We start from the raw sequence: 15,056 nt of genomic DNA, 5'->3' as shown, positions 1-15,056 counted from the left end.
TTACAAATTAAAATTTTGGAGTTTATGCGATGGCTGGTAGCCTTAATAAAGTTATTTTGATTGGTAATCTTGGTGCGGATCCTGAAATCCGCCGTTTGAATTCTGGTGATCAAGTGGCAAATCTGCGTATTGCTACTTCAGAAAGTTGGCGCGATCGGAATACAAATGAGCGAAAAGAACGCACTGAGTGGCATAGTATTGTTATTTTTAATGAAAACCTTGTCAAAGTTGCAGAGCAATATTTAAAAAAGGGCAGCAAAATTTATATTGAGGGGCAGTTACAGACACGAAAATGGCAAGATCAAAATGGAAATGACCGTTATACAACAGAGATTGTTTTGCAAAAGTACCGTGGCGAATTACAAATGCTTGATGGGCGGGGAGCTGCGAGCGGGGAGCAAGGAGCAAGTCAAGGGGGGAGTTATAGTGGTGGCTTTGCCGATAGTCACTCAAATCAGAGAAATGCTTTTGGTCAAAATAATAATCAATTGGGAGAAAGTTTTTCACACAAATTAGATGATGACGTCCCTTTTTAAGAGTCTTTAAATTGCAGTATTATGATCATTTTATGGTTTGCTTGTTTCAGATTTTTGAAGTTTAGCGAAGTGAAAATTGTTAATTATTATTGGTAATTTAAAATATAAATTAATAACATCTTGAAAAATATTGTTAAATTTCTTTTTTGTCATGGGAGAGAAATTAGCATTTTTGTGTATTTTTCGCTATAAATAAAGTGAAATGATTCTTTTTTGAAAGTTTTGAAATTGTGACCGATCTTACTCCACACCCAGAACGTGATGTGCTAACCGGTATTGAACCAATCAGTATTATTGATGAAATGCAACGCTCCTATCTCGATTATGCGATGAGCGTGATTGTTTCACGTGCACTCCCTGATGTCCGTGATGGTCTTAAGCCTGTTCATCGACGTATCCTTCATGCTATGAATGAGATGGGGCTTTCTTTCAATAAGTCGTATCGTAAATCTGCTGGTGTTGTTGGTGAGGTTATGGGGAAATTTCATCCCCATGGTGATGCTTCAATTTACGATGCATTAGTGCGTATGGCGCAGGACTTTTCTTTAAGAAATCCATTAATTGATGGTCAGGGAAATTTTGGTTCCGTTGATGGTGATCCACCCGCGGCTATGCGCTATACTGAGTGTCGTTTAGAAAAAGTTTCAGAAGAACTTTTAGCTGATATTGATAAAGATACTGTTGATTTTCAGGATAATTACGATGGGCGTGAGCGTGAACCGGTTGTCTTACCAGCGCGTTTTCCCAATCTTTTGGTTAATGGGTCAGGGGGAATTGCTGTGGGAATGGCAACCAATATTCCTCCCCATAATCTTGGTGAAGTCGTTGATGGTTGTATCGCTTTGATTGATAATCCCGATATCACACTCGATAAAATAATTGAAATTATTCCTGGTCCGGATTTTCCTACAGGGGGTATTATCCTTGGCCACTCTGGTGTTCGTGCAGCTTATGAAACAGGGCGTGGCTCAATCATTATGCGTGCTAAAGTTGAGATCGAAGAAATTCGCAGTGGTCGACAAGCAATTATTGTGAGTGAGATCCCTTATCAAGTTAATAAGGCAACAATGATTGAGAAAATGGCTGAATTGGTGCGCGATAAACGCATTGAGGGAATCTCTGATTTGCGTGACGAATCTGATCGTGATGGATATCGGGTTGTTATTGAGCTGAAGAAAGATGTTGTTGCGGAAGTTGTTTTAAACCAATTATATCGGTATACGCCGCTACAAACTTCCTTTGGTTGTAATATGGTTGCTTTGAATGGGGGAAAACCCGAACAGATGACGTTGCTTGATATGCTTCGTGCATTTGTTTCTTTTCGGGAAGAAGTTGTCAGTCGGCGAACAAAATATCTTTTGCGTAAAGCGCGTGAGCGAGCACATGTTTTGGTTGGCCTTGCCCTTGCTGTTGCCAATATTGATGAAATTATAGCGCTTATTCGCAAAGCTCCTGATCCGCAGACAGCACGTGCACAGTTAATGGAGCGACGCTGGCCAGCGATGGATGTCGCGCCTTTGATTAAACTTATTGATGATCCTCGTCATATTATTCATGAGGATGGTACTTATAACCTCTCTGAAGAACAGGCGCGTGCTATTTTAGAATTGCGTTTGCAACGATTGACAGCCCTTGGGCGTGATGAAATCGCTGATGAATTGAATAAAATTGGCGTGGATATCGCTGACTATCTTGAGATCTTGGCATCACGCGTACGCATTATGTCTATTGTTAAGGATGAGTTGAGTGCTCTTCGTGAGGAATTTGCAACGCCGCGACGTACCGTATTTGGTTTTGGTAGCGCTGAGATGGAGAGTGAAGATCTGATCGCACCAGAGGATATGGTGGTAACGGTAAGCCATAGTGGCTATATTAAGCGTGTGCCTCTTAATACCTATCGTGCACAGCGACGTGGTGGTAAGGGGCGTTCTGGTATGTCCACGAAGGATGAGGATTTTGTAACGCGGTTGTTTGTTGCCAATACGCATACTCCGGTTCTTTTCTTTTCATCACGTGGGATTGTTTATAAGGAAAAAGTTTGGCGGCTGCCGCTGGGGACACCCCAATCGCGTGGGCGGGCTTTGATCAATATGCTTCCTTTACAACAAGGTGAGCGTATTACAACGATTATGCCTTTGCCTGAAGATGAAGCGAGCTGGAGTGCATTAGATATTATGTTTGCGACAACACGTGGAACTGTGCGTCGTAATAAATTATCAGATTTCGTTCAGGTTAATCGTAATGGTAAAATTGCGATGAAACTTGATGAAGAAGATGAAATTCTTTCTGTTGAAACCTGTACAGAACATGATGATGTTGTTCTAACAACAGCCAAAGGACAATGTATCCGTTTTCCAGTTGTTGATGTTCGGGTCTTTGCTGGGCGTAATTCTGTGGGAGTTCGTGGTATCAATTTAGCTAAAGGCGATAAAGTCATTTCGATGACAATTTTAGAGCATGTCGAGGCGACGTCCATTGAGCGTTCTGCTTATATTAAACGTGTAATGAATGAACGGCGTGCTTCTGGTGCAGATGCTGATGTTGAAGATGTTATAACTTTTGATGAAGAAGATGGGGGTGCTGAAACAGAGTTAACAGATGAACGTTATGCAGAACTTCATGCACGTGAACAAATGCTTTTGACAGTGAGTGAGTTTGGTTATGGTAAACGTTCTTCTTCCTATGAGTTCCGGATTTCGGGACGTGGCGGAAAGGGGATTCGCGCAACAGATCCATCTAAAACAGCTGAAATTGGTAAATTAGTAGCGGCTTTTCCGGTGAAGGCGCAAGATCAAATTATGTTGGTATCAGATGGGGGGCAGCTTATTCGTGTCCCTGTTGAGGGAATTCGTACTGCTGGGCGCTCAACTAAGGGAGTCACAATTTTTAATACAGCCAAAGGTGAAAGAGTCGTATCGGTTGAACGTATTTCTGAACCTGAAGATGATACGAGTTCATTAGATGATGAAGGTGAGAAGCATTCTGATACAGTTGATATGAGCGAAGAAAAATAATTTTTAAGAGGAAGGAGTAAAGTCATGAAAATTGCTCTTTACGCGGGTTCTTTTGATCCTCTTACAAATGGTCATCTTGATGTTTTGAAAGGGTGTTTTGTGTTAGCTGATAAGGTGGTCGTCGCTATAGGGATACAGGCTGACAAAAAAACACTCTTTAGCTTCGAAGAGCGTGTTGATTTCATTACGCAGGTAGGGAAAGACTTATTTGGTGCAGATTCTAATCGATTGCAGGTTCTTTCATTTAGCAACCTTCTCATTGAGAAGGCGCGTGAAGTTGGTGCTTCATTTCTCATTCGTGGATTGCGTGATGGTACTGATCTTGATTATGAAATGCAAATGGCAGGAATGAATGGTGTTATGGCTCCTGAATTGCAAACTGTTTTTTTGCCGGCAAGTGTTTCTGGGCGCGCGATAACTTCTACATTGGTACGCCAAATTGCCTCTATGGGAGGTGATGTGACACCATTTGTACCGCCCAATGTTGCACAAGCTTTAAGCTCGAAATACCAATCTTTTAGGGGAGAATAAGTGTGTCTCGTAGAATTTTTGCTGTTTTGATATGTGTGTTTTGTTTTTTTTCATTGTTCGCTGTCGCTGGTAATTCTAGCCCAGCAAATGACGCAAATCTTCTTATTTTATCTCTCAAAGATGGTGATGTCATTATTCGTCTGCGTCCTGACTTGGCGCCAAAACATATTGCGCAAATCAAAAGATTAACAGAGGAGGGGGCCTATAATAATGTTGTGTTTCATCGCGTTATTCCTAANCGCCAAAACATATTGCGCAAATCAAAAGATTAACAGAGGAGGGGGCCTATAATAATGTTGTGTTTCATCGCGTTATTCCTAATTTCATGGCGCAAACTGGTGATGTAGAATTTGGAAAAAAAGGCAGTAGAGATTTTGATCTGAAACGCGTTGGTATGGGTGGCTCAAATTATCCCAATATACCGGCAGAGTTTTCAAAACAGCCGTTTAAGCGTGGTACAGTTGGGATGGCACGATCACAAGATCCGGATTCCGCGAATTCTCAATTCTTCATTTGTTTTGAGGATGCTGCTTTTTTAAACGGTCAGTATACGGTTGTTGGAGAGGTTATAAAGGGGATGGATGTTGTTGATAAAATAAAAAAAGGTACGACAAGTAATAATGGATCTGTAAAAAATCCTGATGTTATTAATGCTGCTACTTTACAAGTTGAGAAATGAATCAAGGGAGCTTTCCATATGGCTGAGAATAAAAATCCAGAGAATACTTTAATTCTTGAAACAACAAAGGGCAGAGTTGTTATTGAGCTTTTTGCTGATTTGGCACCTTGTCATGTTGCACGTATTAAAGAACTGGTACGGGAAGGTGCTTATGATAATGTTATTTTCCATCGCGTTATTGATGGTTTTATGGCGCAAACAGGGGATGTGCAATTTGGAAAGAAGGATAGTGAAAAATTCAATTTATCACGTGCTGGTATGGGGGGGGCAGAAAAACCAAATTTAACAGCAGAGTTTTCAAATCTTTCTCATAAGCGTGGTACAGTTTCTATGGCACGGAGTCAGAATCCAAATTCTGCTAACTCTCAGTTTTTTATTTGTTTTGCAGATGCTCCGTGGCTTGATCGTCAATATTCCATATGGGGGCAGGTTGTTGAAGGTATGGAAAATGTTGATAAAATTAAACGTGGTGAACCTGTTGCAGATCCAGATTCAATTACCAAAGCCATTATTGCTGCGGATGTAGAATAGTATAAACTATACTGATTTCAATTGTAAGTTTCTAAGAAAAAGTACTCTTTTCTGATCAATAAAGGCACACGAAACTCTTTTGTAGTATCACGCTTACCTTTTATAATTTCGAGCTAAGCATTGTCCATATATTTTCTTCAATCGGATCTTCCTGAAGAATATAACGTAACGGATTTGTACAAACACCTGTCAGAATAAGAAAACGCAAAGTCTGTTGTATTATGGTTGTTGTTTGGCAAAGTGTTTTATAAAAAATTCGGCATTTCTCTTCAATCCATTGTCGGTCTTAATGGTTTTATGATGTTACTTTCTTAAGAGAGCGTGTGCTTTTGTTTCTGCTCGTAAATCAACATCCAATCCTAATGCAGAAGCATGTTTGAAACACATATTAAGATGGATAAGAGCTTTACTCGCTCATCCAGTTTTCCTAGCAAGGTGGAAAACCAGCATTTATATATATTGGCGTAATCTTTAAAATAAGAAGACAGTTTAATCTTAGAAGAATATAATAAAGGCGCAGAAGTGAAACAAATGGCTAGTCTTGCCATCTCCTTTTTAACTCAACTTTACTTTTTTAAAAGTATCTAATGCAATATCTTTTAAATAATGAAGATTATGCATGGACTTACGCTTTTATTTTTCTCGTTTTTTAATAGAGGAATGCTCCAAACGGAATACACTTGTGTTGCGTATTTACGTGTTTTTTAAGAAGCATTTCTTAGTACATATCAACGTTCACTTCCACGATGATATTCATGGCATGTATAGTTTTAAAGCTATAAATAGTATAAAATCTATTATGTACCACCTTCTTTAAAGCTTATGAAGGAGCAAGCGGGTACCATCATACGCTTTTTCAGCCTCTAATGTTACGATAGAGCTTTTTGTATTTGAGAATCTTTACAAAAAGCATTTTTAGTTTTTTAAAGTATTTTTATTTACACTTTAATTTCTTTTGTGAATTATCTCTAATGCCAAGAGCTGTCTCAATATTGTGAGTGGATAAGTGATTATGCTCATTTGCGTTTTTATTAAGCGTGAGGATCGCTGTGCCCAGTAGATGAAAAATTTTTATCTGTAAAAGTTAAAGAATATGTAAGCTGTACAATGCGTTCAAAATTTTCTTCTATGGGTACAAAGTTACTGCTTATGGAAGTATGTGAAGATGAAATTATTGTGATAATAATTTTGCAGTTCTGTTAAGGATAAGCGTAGGTATTTTGAGGTATGGTATTACAAGGATTTTACTATTTTTTGGGAGCTAGATTATCACTTTTATTATGGTGGTTTCTTAACAAGAAATGTTCTTTTATCTCGTTTAATTTTTGATGCTGATTACAATATTGAGCGAATCAAAAATTAATTCATAAAGCTTTTGACAATGCTCGTAAGGGGATATCTTTTTTCTTTCTATAGAGATATGCATTGATGGAATCAAAAAGACGAGAGTTATGATAAAGACATTTCATTATAGAAAAATTGCTCAAGATGGGTATGCACGTCGAGGCGAAATTATAACGGGGCGAGGATGTGTTCGTACACCCGCATTTATGCCTGTTGGGACGGCAGGAACCGTTAAGGCTATGTATATGGATCAAATTCGTGATCTTGGTGCAGATATCATTTTGGGGAATACTTATCATTTAATGTTACGTCCAGGAGCTGAACGTGTTGCGCGTTTAGGAGGATTACATGAATTTTCACACTGGAGCGGACCTATTTTAACCGATTCTGGTGGCTTTCAGGTTATGTCATTGGCGGGAATCCGTAAAATTACTGAACAAGGTGTGATTTTTCGTTCTTACATTAATGGAGCCTACTATGAAATGAGTCCAGAGCGTTCTATCGAAATTCAAGAACTTCTTGGTGCGGATATCCAGATGCAGTTGGATCAATGTATTGCATTACCCGCAACTGAAAAAGAAATGGAAGAAGCTATGGAACTTTCATTGCGGTGGGCGCTGCGTTGTAAAACAGCTTTTGGAGAGCAGCCAGATAAAGCATTGTTTGGGATTGTTCAAGGTGGTGATAATATGAAACTGCGTGAACGTTCTGCTCAAGCATTAAAAGAAATAGATTTAAAAGGTTACGCTATTGGAGGGCTTGCTGTTGGTGAGCCGCAGAGTGTTATGACAGCAGTATTGGATACTACTTGTCCGATTTTACCAGAGGATAAACCACGCTATCTTATGGGAGTAGGGACACCTGATGATATTTTACAAAGTGTTGCTCGTGGTGTTGATATGTTTGATTGTGTTATGCCGACGCGTGCAGGACGTCATGGTTTAGCTTTTACCCGCTTTGGTAGAATTAATTTGCGTAATGCGCGTTATGCAGAAGATCCACTTCCTCTTGATCCACAGTCACTTTGTCCAGCAGCACATGATTATAGTTGTGCTTATTTGCATCATTTGATTAAATCTGGTGAATCTCTTGGGGGGATGTTGTTGACGTGGAATAATCTTTTTTATTATCAACAACTTATGCAGGGAATTCGTGATGCCATTGAGGAAGGCTGTTATGCCGATTTTTGCGCTGAAACGCGTGCTCTATGGGCACAAGGACGCTAAAATATTAATCGTAATATAGCACCTCATTTTTTTATTGAATTTATTCTCACACTTACAAATTTAGCTAAAAAATGAAATTAGAAACATCTTCCAAAATTATAAAATTCCACTATCTTAGGATATAACAGTGCGGTTTTATAGGGCACATATTCTTTTTCTAATTACTAGATAAAAACAGAAACTGTTACTCCGGTACGCGCTACCTGATCCGGAGAAAAACAGTTTTTCTGTTTCTGATGACTGTTTACAGCAACAATGTTAATGAGGCGTTAGCGAACTCTTAAAGAAGTATGAAAATTGTATTTTTATGAGCTACTTTGTGTTTTTTATTACTAAAGGTAAAGAATGGATTATATACAATCGAACAGATAAATTTTTAGAAAATTAAAATAAAACTAAAATAAAATTACAACATTTAAAATGTTATAATTTTATTTTTTAAGTTTTTATATATAAATATTCTTTAAAATAGATTTATGTAATATTATTTATATAATAAAAATATAGATATTATGTCATAATAAATTAAATATTAATCACGGTAATTGTCATGTTTATAAAACATCAATAAACATACTTATACAAAATTTATTATATTTGTTTTTTGCTTTGTTTATAGAATTTATCTGAAAATAATCATAATATATTTACGTGAATATTTTAATTTACAGATAGTGAGTTAGATATCTGATGCGATTCCTCTGTTAGATGAGGGAGGGGTAAAGATGTCTAAAAGAGGGTATTTAATAAATCTAGAAACCAAGCACTATTATCATGAGAATTTTTAAAAGACTCTATAATAATTTATAAGAATGGCCTAAAGTTGAAATTATAGCTTATCGATTTGGGGAATCTGTATTCAGGTAGCAAAATAAAGCAACAATAATTTTGGGGGAGAAGTTTTATCTTTGTATCAAGATAATGATGAGATATTATTCACTTGTTTGAAATGCATTCTTCGGCAAATTTTAGAATTATTTATAGGATATAGTATATCGTTGCAAAATAAAGTTTTCACTGTAAAATTACAATGGCTGAAAAGAGGAGACAAAGTTTATTATCTGGTAGATCTGATAGAAATAGGTGAATACGTCTATGATCTTGAGGTTTTCAAAGATTTTCCATTAAAGAATCTTACTTAAAACTCTATAAAATGCTTTATATATCAAAATATTTCTAAAACTTTATTGGGGACTATTGGGCATGCGTATAATAATGTTTTGAATTTTTGTTTGTGTGTATTACAGATATTTACAGTTAAAACTCCTATCCAGAAGTGATAGTATGGAGGATTTTTATCAACAAAAGGTTCTTGCATTGGGAATTGATTCGAGAATACGGCGTTTAATAATTTTAGCTCTTGCCGTGGGGAGTTTTGCTATTGGTACTGCAGAGTTTGTCGCAATGGGGCTACTGCCAGAGATGGCACGAAGTTCCTATGTTGATATTCCTACCGCTGGTCAATATATTTCTGCTTATGCATTAGGAGTTGTGATTGGAGCACCTCTTTTAGCTGTGGCAACAGCTCAGGTATCACGCAAAACTGTTTTGATGGGATTAATGCTTTTTTATGCCTTAGCAAATATTGCTAGTGCCTTTTTTTCTGATTTTAGCATATTAGTAGTATTACGCTTTCTCAGTGGACTTCCCCATGGAATCTATTTTGGACTTGCGGCTATGGTTGCTTCTTCAATGGTAGAAATGAAAGAACGTTCTAAAGCTGTTGGATATGTTATGCTCGGCTTAACAATTGCAACCGTTTTGGGAGCACCCAGTGCTACTTGGATTGGTCAACTTATTGGTTGGCAGATTGCTTTTATCCTTGTGGGTATGATTGCTTTATTGTGTAGCTTGCTTATTTGGAATTTTTTTCCTTGTGATTCAAGTTTTCCAAAAACGAATCCTTTGCAAGAAATGGGTGTATTAAAGCAAAAGCAGGTGTGGCTTCTTTTGTTGATGGTGTCGGTGGGAGCGTCAGGATTATTTTCTGTTTTCACTTATATCAAGCCAACATTAATGCATATTTCTGGTGTTTCACTTGAGTGGGTACCATTTATTATGCCGTTAGTTGGATTGGGAATGGTGATAGGAAATCTCTTGGGGCCTAAATTAGCTGTTAAAATTGGCATTTCACCGATGATATTTTTCTCTATGCTTTGGAGCGTATTTGTTTTTTTTCTTTTTTTCTTTTTATCCTATGCTCCGTTAACAGCGGCAATAGGATGCTTTTTTGTTGGAACTTCTTTTGCTGCTATGCCTTCTATACAAACAAAAATTATGGATGTTGCACTACAGGGACAGATTTTGGCAGGAGCATTAATGCAGTCTGCTTTTAATATTGCCAACGCTCTTGGTGCTGAATCTGGAGCATTAGTTTTAAAATTGGGCTATAGTTATGAATATACAGCTGTTTTAGGAAGTGTTCTAACTTTGTGTGGATTAATGGTTTTTTGCATCTCATGGTATATGGAGAAGCATGCTTAATATTTTTCATTTTTTAAATGAAGAAGGAATTTTTATATTTATTTTTAGTTATTGGAATGTCCTGTTGGGTTTTTCAATATGAAGTAAGAAATGCGCAGTGCTAATGGAATAGCAAGACAAAATAAAAGACCCATGAGCACTATAAGAAGAGTTTTTGCTGCTAAGATCATTCCTATTGTTCCTCCAGGATTAAAGAGGCCTGCAAGATTGGTGATGACTCCTGCTAGAGTTGCACTTAAGGCTGCTGAAAATAGTTGTACAGAGGTGAGGGATTCACTGGCACGGAGAGCATCTTCATCATTTGCACATTGTAAGATCCTTGTGAGCAAATGTGGCCATGCTATGCCCGCACTGATTCCAATAGAAAACAGTGCTAAGCAAATAATAAAAATATATTCAAGCGCGGAAACTTCTGTTGGGATGAGCCATAAAAGAATCATTATGCCTAACAGTTTTAATAGGGGCGAGTATACAATGATGTTGCGAATTTTTTTTGTGGAGAGACCAGCACTTGAGATGGCTCCACATGTCCACCCTAGGCTCATAAGTGCTGCTATATAACCAGCAATAAGTGGAGCTTGCCCATGAAGCTCTTGAAGAAAAAGTGGAAAATAAAGTTCTATACTGTATACGACTGTTGTCATAACGAGTATCAATGCGTAAACAGAAAAGATTTCAGAAGAGAAAGAAAAGGATTTGCGAGGCAACATAGGATGAGGGGTAGATGATTCGATTTTTGCTAGAACAAAAAGAAGACTAAGTCCGATAACTAATCCGCAAATTTTTGCTATTGTAGACTCCATAGCCCCTCCAACAGAAATAATAAAAATCAATAAGGTGAGTGTGAAAAGCTGGAGAAGAGGAAGAGGGGGTGTTGGAACATCGTTTTCATTCTTTTTTGGTAAAAATTTAAAGGCGATGAGTGAGAAAAATATAGCTAATACGCCAATGATCAAAAAGGATGCTCGCCATAGCCCATAATATACAGAAAGCCCCCCGATTGCTGGTCCTAACAAGGTTGATATTCCCCACATTCCAGAGATAATACTTAATGCATGTGACCATAAAGATGGGCTGAAAACAATCCGTACCATGGAATAGGATAGGGATAACAAAGAACCACTTCCAAATCCTTGAATAAAGCGTCCTATTAAAAACAATGGCATAGATGAAGAAATGCTGCACATAAAAGTGCCTAGGGTGAAGATAAGTCCAGAAATAACATACGCATTGCGAGGACCTAATTTCCCTAATATTTTTGTTGCAAGTGAAGTACCCACGAGTGAAGCTGTAATAAAGACAGTAGCCACCCAAGAATAATATATTTCACTGCCAATATGATTCATAAGAGAGGGTAAAATAGTAATAACAATATAAACGTTGGTGGCGTGTAACACAACTCCACCTGTAAACGTTAAAAAGCAAAGACCATTTTTACCCAATAAAAGCGCAGACCAGCCCTGTTTTTTCACTGTTGTTTGCTATTTAATAAAAATCTATCCTCTTTTTACTTATAAGGTACTTCTTTGAATTTGCCAAGAGAAATTCAAAGCTCTGTTTAGAGCTTTGAATTTTAATTTAAGTAATAACTTAATTGCTCATTGCTTTTTTGAGATTCTCATCAATTTTATCGAGGAAACCTGTTGTAGAAAGCCACTTTTGTTTAGGCCCAATCAAAAGTGCGAGATCTTTGGTCATAAAACCTTCTTCGACGGTTTTAATACAAACTTCTTCCAATGTCGTGGAAAAGTTTTTTAACTTCTCATTGTTATCTAGTTTAGCACGGTGCGCTAGTCCACGCGTCCATGCAAAAATAGATGCAATAGAGTTCGTTGATGTTTCTTCATTCTTTTGATGCTGACGATAATGGCGTGTTACGGTGCCGTGTGCTGCCTCTGCTTCAACAATTTTGCCGTCAGGTGTCATGAGAACAGAAGTCATGAGACCCAGAGAACCAAAGCCTTGGGCAACAATATCAGATTGGACATCACCATCATAGTTTTTACATGCCCATACGTATCCACCTGACCACTTTAATGCAGAAGCAACCATATCATCAATAAGACGGTGTTCGTAATATAATTTACGGTTTTCAAATTCAGTTTTAAATTCCGTATCGAATATTTCTTGAAAGATATCTTTAAAACGACCATCGTAAGTTTTTAGAATGGTATTTTTTGTTGAAAGATAAACTGGAACATTCCGTTGTAGTCCATAATTAAAGGATGCGCGGGCAAAATCACGAATTGACTCATCAAGGTTATACATAGCCATGGCAACCCCTGCGCTTGGAGCATCAAAAACATTATGTTCAATAACTTGATTATCATCACCGACAAATTTAATACTTAATTTCCCTTTTCCTGGAAATTTAAAATCTGTTGCCTTGTATTGATCACCAAAAGCGTGACGTCCGATAATAATTGGCTTTGTCCAGTTAGGAACAAGGCGAGGGACATTTTTACAGATAATGGGTTCGCGAAAAATGACTCCTCCTAAAATATTGCGGATTGTGCCATTAGGTGATTTCCACATTTTTTTTAGGTTAAATTCTTTAACGCGTGCCTCATCAGGTGTGATGGTTGCGCATTTTATACCAACCCCATATTTTTTGATAGCATTGGCAGAATCGATAGTTACCTGATCATTGGTTGCATCACGATTTACGACGGAAAGATCATAATATTTTAGATCAATGTCGAGGTAGGGATGGATTAATTTATCTTTGATATATTTCCAGATGATGCGGGTCATCTCATCCCCATCAAGTTCAACAACGGGGTTTTCTACTTTGATCTTTACCATTAGAAATCCTTTTTCTTTTAAGCGATACTACTTGTATAACACTTTCAAGTTTATAATGAAAAGTAAAAACAAGGGAAAAAAGCATTCAAATATGAGCTTTTAGAATATATTATCAATAGAGTGTAAAATTTTGTTGGAGGGTTTAATTTTTGAAAAGAAGTGATGTGTTTGCAAATCTATAATTATTCGATGATTGATGAAGAATCTGTTTAATAGATAAGGTAGTTAGATCACCGGGGGATAGGGATTATGCATTTTTATTATCAGAGATTCCATTTAATAAGTTGATCGTATTCTGAATTATAGTTTCTTGATTTGTTGTGTTAGGTGAATAAGAAACTATTTTTATATTGCTATTTCAATTCTAAGCTTATGGTCTGTTTGTTTATAAAAAGTTTAATGTAATAACAAAGGCACTGTAATTAGAAATGCTTCATATAAAATGCGTTTGAGATAAACTTCAATTTTGAAGGTTGAAAAAAACGTATAAATGATGCGGCTGGTTTTAATTTAAAAATTAACAGCATACGCAAGAATATGACTTATAAAATTACCGTATCGCGAGCTAGAATCTTCTAATTCTTATGTTTTATCGATTCTTATTGTTATTAACTATGCGCAGTAAAGCACTATCCTCGAAATGCAACAAAGAAATTAATCACCTAATGATTCTTGTATCCTTTTTACGAAGATATTCCTTTTAAAATCTTATTCCCTCATTTTTATTTATGCATCCCTCATTTTTAAAAACACAAATAAAATGAATATATTACACATAGAAAAAAGAAACATGGTACGCCCAAGGGGAATCGAACCCCTGTTTCCGCCGTGAAAGGGCGATGTCCTAACCGCTAGACGATGGGCGCAAACCAATGATGAGGCTTATAGAGAGGATCTTTTTACTTCGCAAGCCCTCTGTGTCATTTTTTTTGAAAAAAGTGTGTTTTATTGAATAATTTTTGAGCGATTCCTGTTTAGATCATTTTATTTTCTAAGATTTTTTGTAGAAAAAATATAAAGTTATCATGATTGATAGAAAATTTTGATGTGGGTATCATCTCAGGGAATGATATTTTCAGTTTTGAGGAGTAGGCAAAAATGATCAAAAACAGCATTTTTAATGTATTTATTTTTTGCATATTTTATCGCTTGTTATCTTTGCTCACCACATGAGAATATTATTTAACTTGCTTGAAAGAGCCTTTATACAGAAGATTTCTCATTTGAGTTTATCATAAAGCAAAAACTGTATAATTTATGAAGTAGAAAGAAAATATTTATTACCAAATTAACAAATAATACAAAAGTTTTTCTATGAACAATCCATAGATTATTTGCAGTTTAACAAAATATAAATAGATATCTGTATGCTAAAAATGAAAATATTAAATCAATTTTTATAGAATATATGAAGAAAATATTTTTTTATATTTACTTTTACATGTCTGTAAAATTTTTAAAATTAAAAACCATTCATTTGCTCTTTTACATATTGAGAAGGTTCTTGATTTGAAAATGAATTAGTGTGGATAAAGGGTAGATTGAGTTTTTTCTCATTTCAATTCGCTAGTTTTTTAAAGAGGTGCAATAAGTTGAGATAAAATATTCGAATTTTGCAAATTTATTCTCCATATTTATAATATTTCAGAATTAGGGTGTGCGCATATTAAGTCTTGTTTTTTACTTTAATGTAAGGTTCTATTTTGATATATGAGTGCGTTAAGATTTTTGCATTAAAGATTTATAGTTAAAGCTATGGAATGGTAGGAAGGAATGTGTTATCATTTACTGATCTACTTTCATTTTATCCATTCCCTAAGTTATCATATGAAAGAATGTTTTTTGTTCCATACTTGTTGATTTAGAAGAGATGTTTTTATTCTTTCTTACCAAGTCTTCAATATTC

General features: G+C 36.3%; 8 protein-coding genes, 1 tRNA gene and 1 pseudogene. 7 read left to right on the top strand and 3 right to left on the bottom strand.

The features are described 5' to 3' along the window. The first annotated feature begins 29 nt into the window (after nt 1-29). The 7 genes and pseudogenes from ssb (at nt 30) to ACFIMS_RS09410 (ending at nt 10,345) form a co-directional block, all read left to right on the top strand. Nucleotides 30-536, top strand: a complete 507-nt coding sequence (gene ssb / locus ACFIMS_RS09440) for a single-stranded DNA-binding protein (RefSeq protein WP_375611516.1) — start codon at nt 30-32, stop codon at nt 534-536. 230 nt (nt 537-766) lie between these two features. Then, on the top strand, nt 767-3,550 hold the full coding sequence (gene gyrA / locus ACFIMS_RS09435; RefSeq protein ID WP_375629047.1) for a DNA gyrase subunit A: 2,784 nt from the start codon (nt 767-769) through the stop codon (nt 3,548-3,550). 24 nt (nt 3,551-3,574) lie between these two features. Continuing rightward, nucleotides 3,575-4,081 carry a pantetheine-phosphate adenylyltransferase gene (coaD, locus tag ACFIMS_RS09430; RefSeq protein ID WP_375611518.1) on the top strand — a complete coding sequence of 169 codons (507 nt, stop codon included), beginning with the start codon at nt 3,575-3,577 and terminating at the stop codon, nt 4,079-4,081. 2 nt (nt 4,082-4,083) lie between these two features. Continuing rightward, nucleotides 4,084-4,760: pseudogene (locus ACFIMS_RS09425) on the top strand (peptidylprolyl isomerase). A gap of 18 nt (nt 4,761-4,778) precedes the next feature. Further along, entirely contained in the window at nt 4,779-5,291 is a 513-nt protein-coding gene (locus tag ACFIMS_RS09420; protein ID WP_375611520.1) for a peptidylprolyl isomerase, read from the top strand. 1,451 nt (nt 5,292-6,742) lie between these two features. Continuing rightward, nucleotides 6,743-7,861: a tRNA guanosine(34) transglycosylase Tgt gene (tgt, locus tag ACFIMS_RS09415; protein ID WP_375696690.1), complete on the top strand. Its 1,119-nt coding sequence runs from the start codon at nt 6,743-6,745 to the stop codon at nt 7,859-7,861. A 1,284-nt stretch (nt 7,862-9,145) separates the two neighbouring features. After that, on the top strand, nt 9,146-10,345 hold the full coding sequence (locus ACFIMS_RS09410) for an MFS transporter (protein ID WP_375681400.1): 1,200 nt from the start codon (nt 9,146-9,148) through the stop codon (nt 10,343-10,345). A 44-nt stretch (nt 10,346-10,389) separates the two neighbouring features. On the opposite strand, the gene ACFIMS_RS09405 is transcribed toward ACFIMS_RS09410, so the two are convergent. From ACFIMS_RS09405 to ACFIMS_RS09395, 3 genes are all read right to left on the bottom strand, one after another. Then, nucleotides 10,390-11,817 (bottom strand): MFS transporter, encoded by a 1,428-nt coding sequence (locus ACFIMS_RS09405; RefSeq protein ID WP_375629058.1) that lies wholly within the window; start codon nt 11,815-11,817, stop codon nt 10,390-10,392. A 118-nt stretch (nt 11,818-11,935) separates the two neighbouring features. Next, complete coding sequence (locus ACFIMS_RS09400) at nt 11,936-13,150, bottom strand: NADP-dependent isocitrate dehydrogenase (RefSeq protein ID WP_375681401.1); 1,215 nt, start codon at nt 13,148-13,150, stop codon at nt 11,936-11,938. 791 nt (nt 13,151-13,941) lie between these two features. Further along, nucleotides 13,942-14,016: transfer RNA gene (locus tag ACFIMS_RS09395), tRNA-Glu, on the bottom strand. Nucleotides 14,017-15,056: the final 1,040 nt, after the last annotated feature.

The organism is Bartonella sp. AP331QHHD, assembly GCF_042195905.1.
Lineage (GTDB): Bacteria > Pseudomonadota > Alphaproteobacteria > Rhizobiales > Rhizobiaceae > Bartonella.
The sequence above is the reverse complement of the archived record's forward strand: the minus strand, read 5'-3'. Positions and strand labels throughout refer to the sequence as shown.

Excerpts from the sequence above, each read along its gene's own strand:
- ssb (WP_375611516.1), top strand. The coding sequence starts at position 30 with ATGGCTGGTAGCCTTAATAAAGTTATTTTGATTGGTAATCTTGGTGCG.
- tgt (WP_375696690.1), top strand. The coding sequence starts at position 6,743 with ATGATAAAGACATTTCATTATAGAAAAATTGCTCAAGATGGGTATGCA.
- ACFIMS_RS09420 (WP_375611520.1), top strand. The coding sequence starts at position 4,779 with ATGGCTGAGAATAAAAATCCAGAGAATACTTTAATTCTTGAAACAACA.
- ACFIMS_RS09400 (WP_375681401.1), bottom strand. The coding sequence starts at position 13,150 with ATGGTAAAGATCAAAGTAGAAAACCCCGTTGTTGAACTTGATGGGGAT.
- ACFIMS_RS09410 (WP_375681400.1), top strand. The coding sequence starts at position 9,146 with ATGGAGGATTTTTATCAACAAAAGGTTCTTGCATTGGGAATTGATTCG.
- coaD (WP_375611518.1), top strand. The coding sequence starts at position 3,575 with ATGAAAATTGCTCTTTACGCGGGTTCTTTTGATCCTCTTACAAATGGT.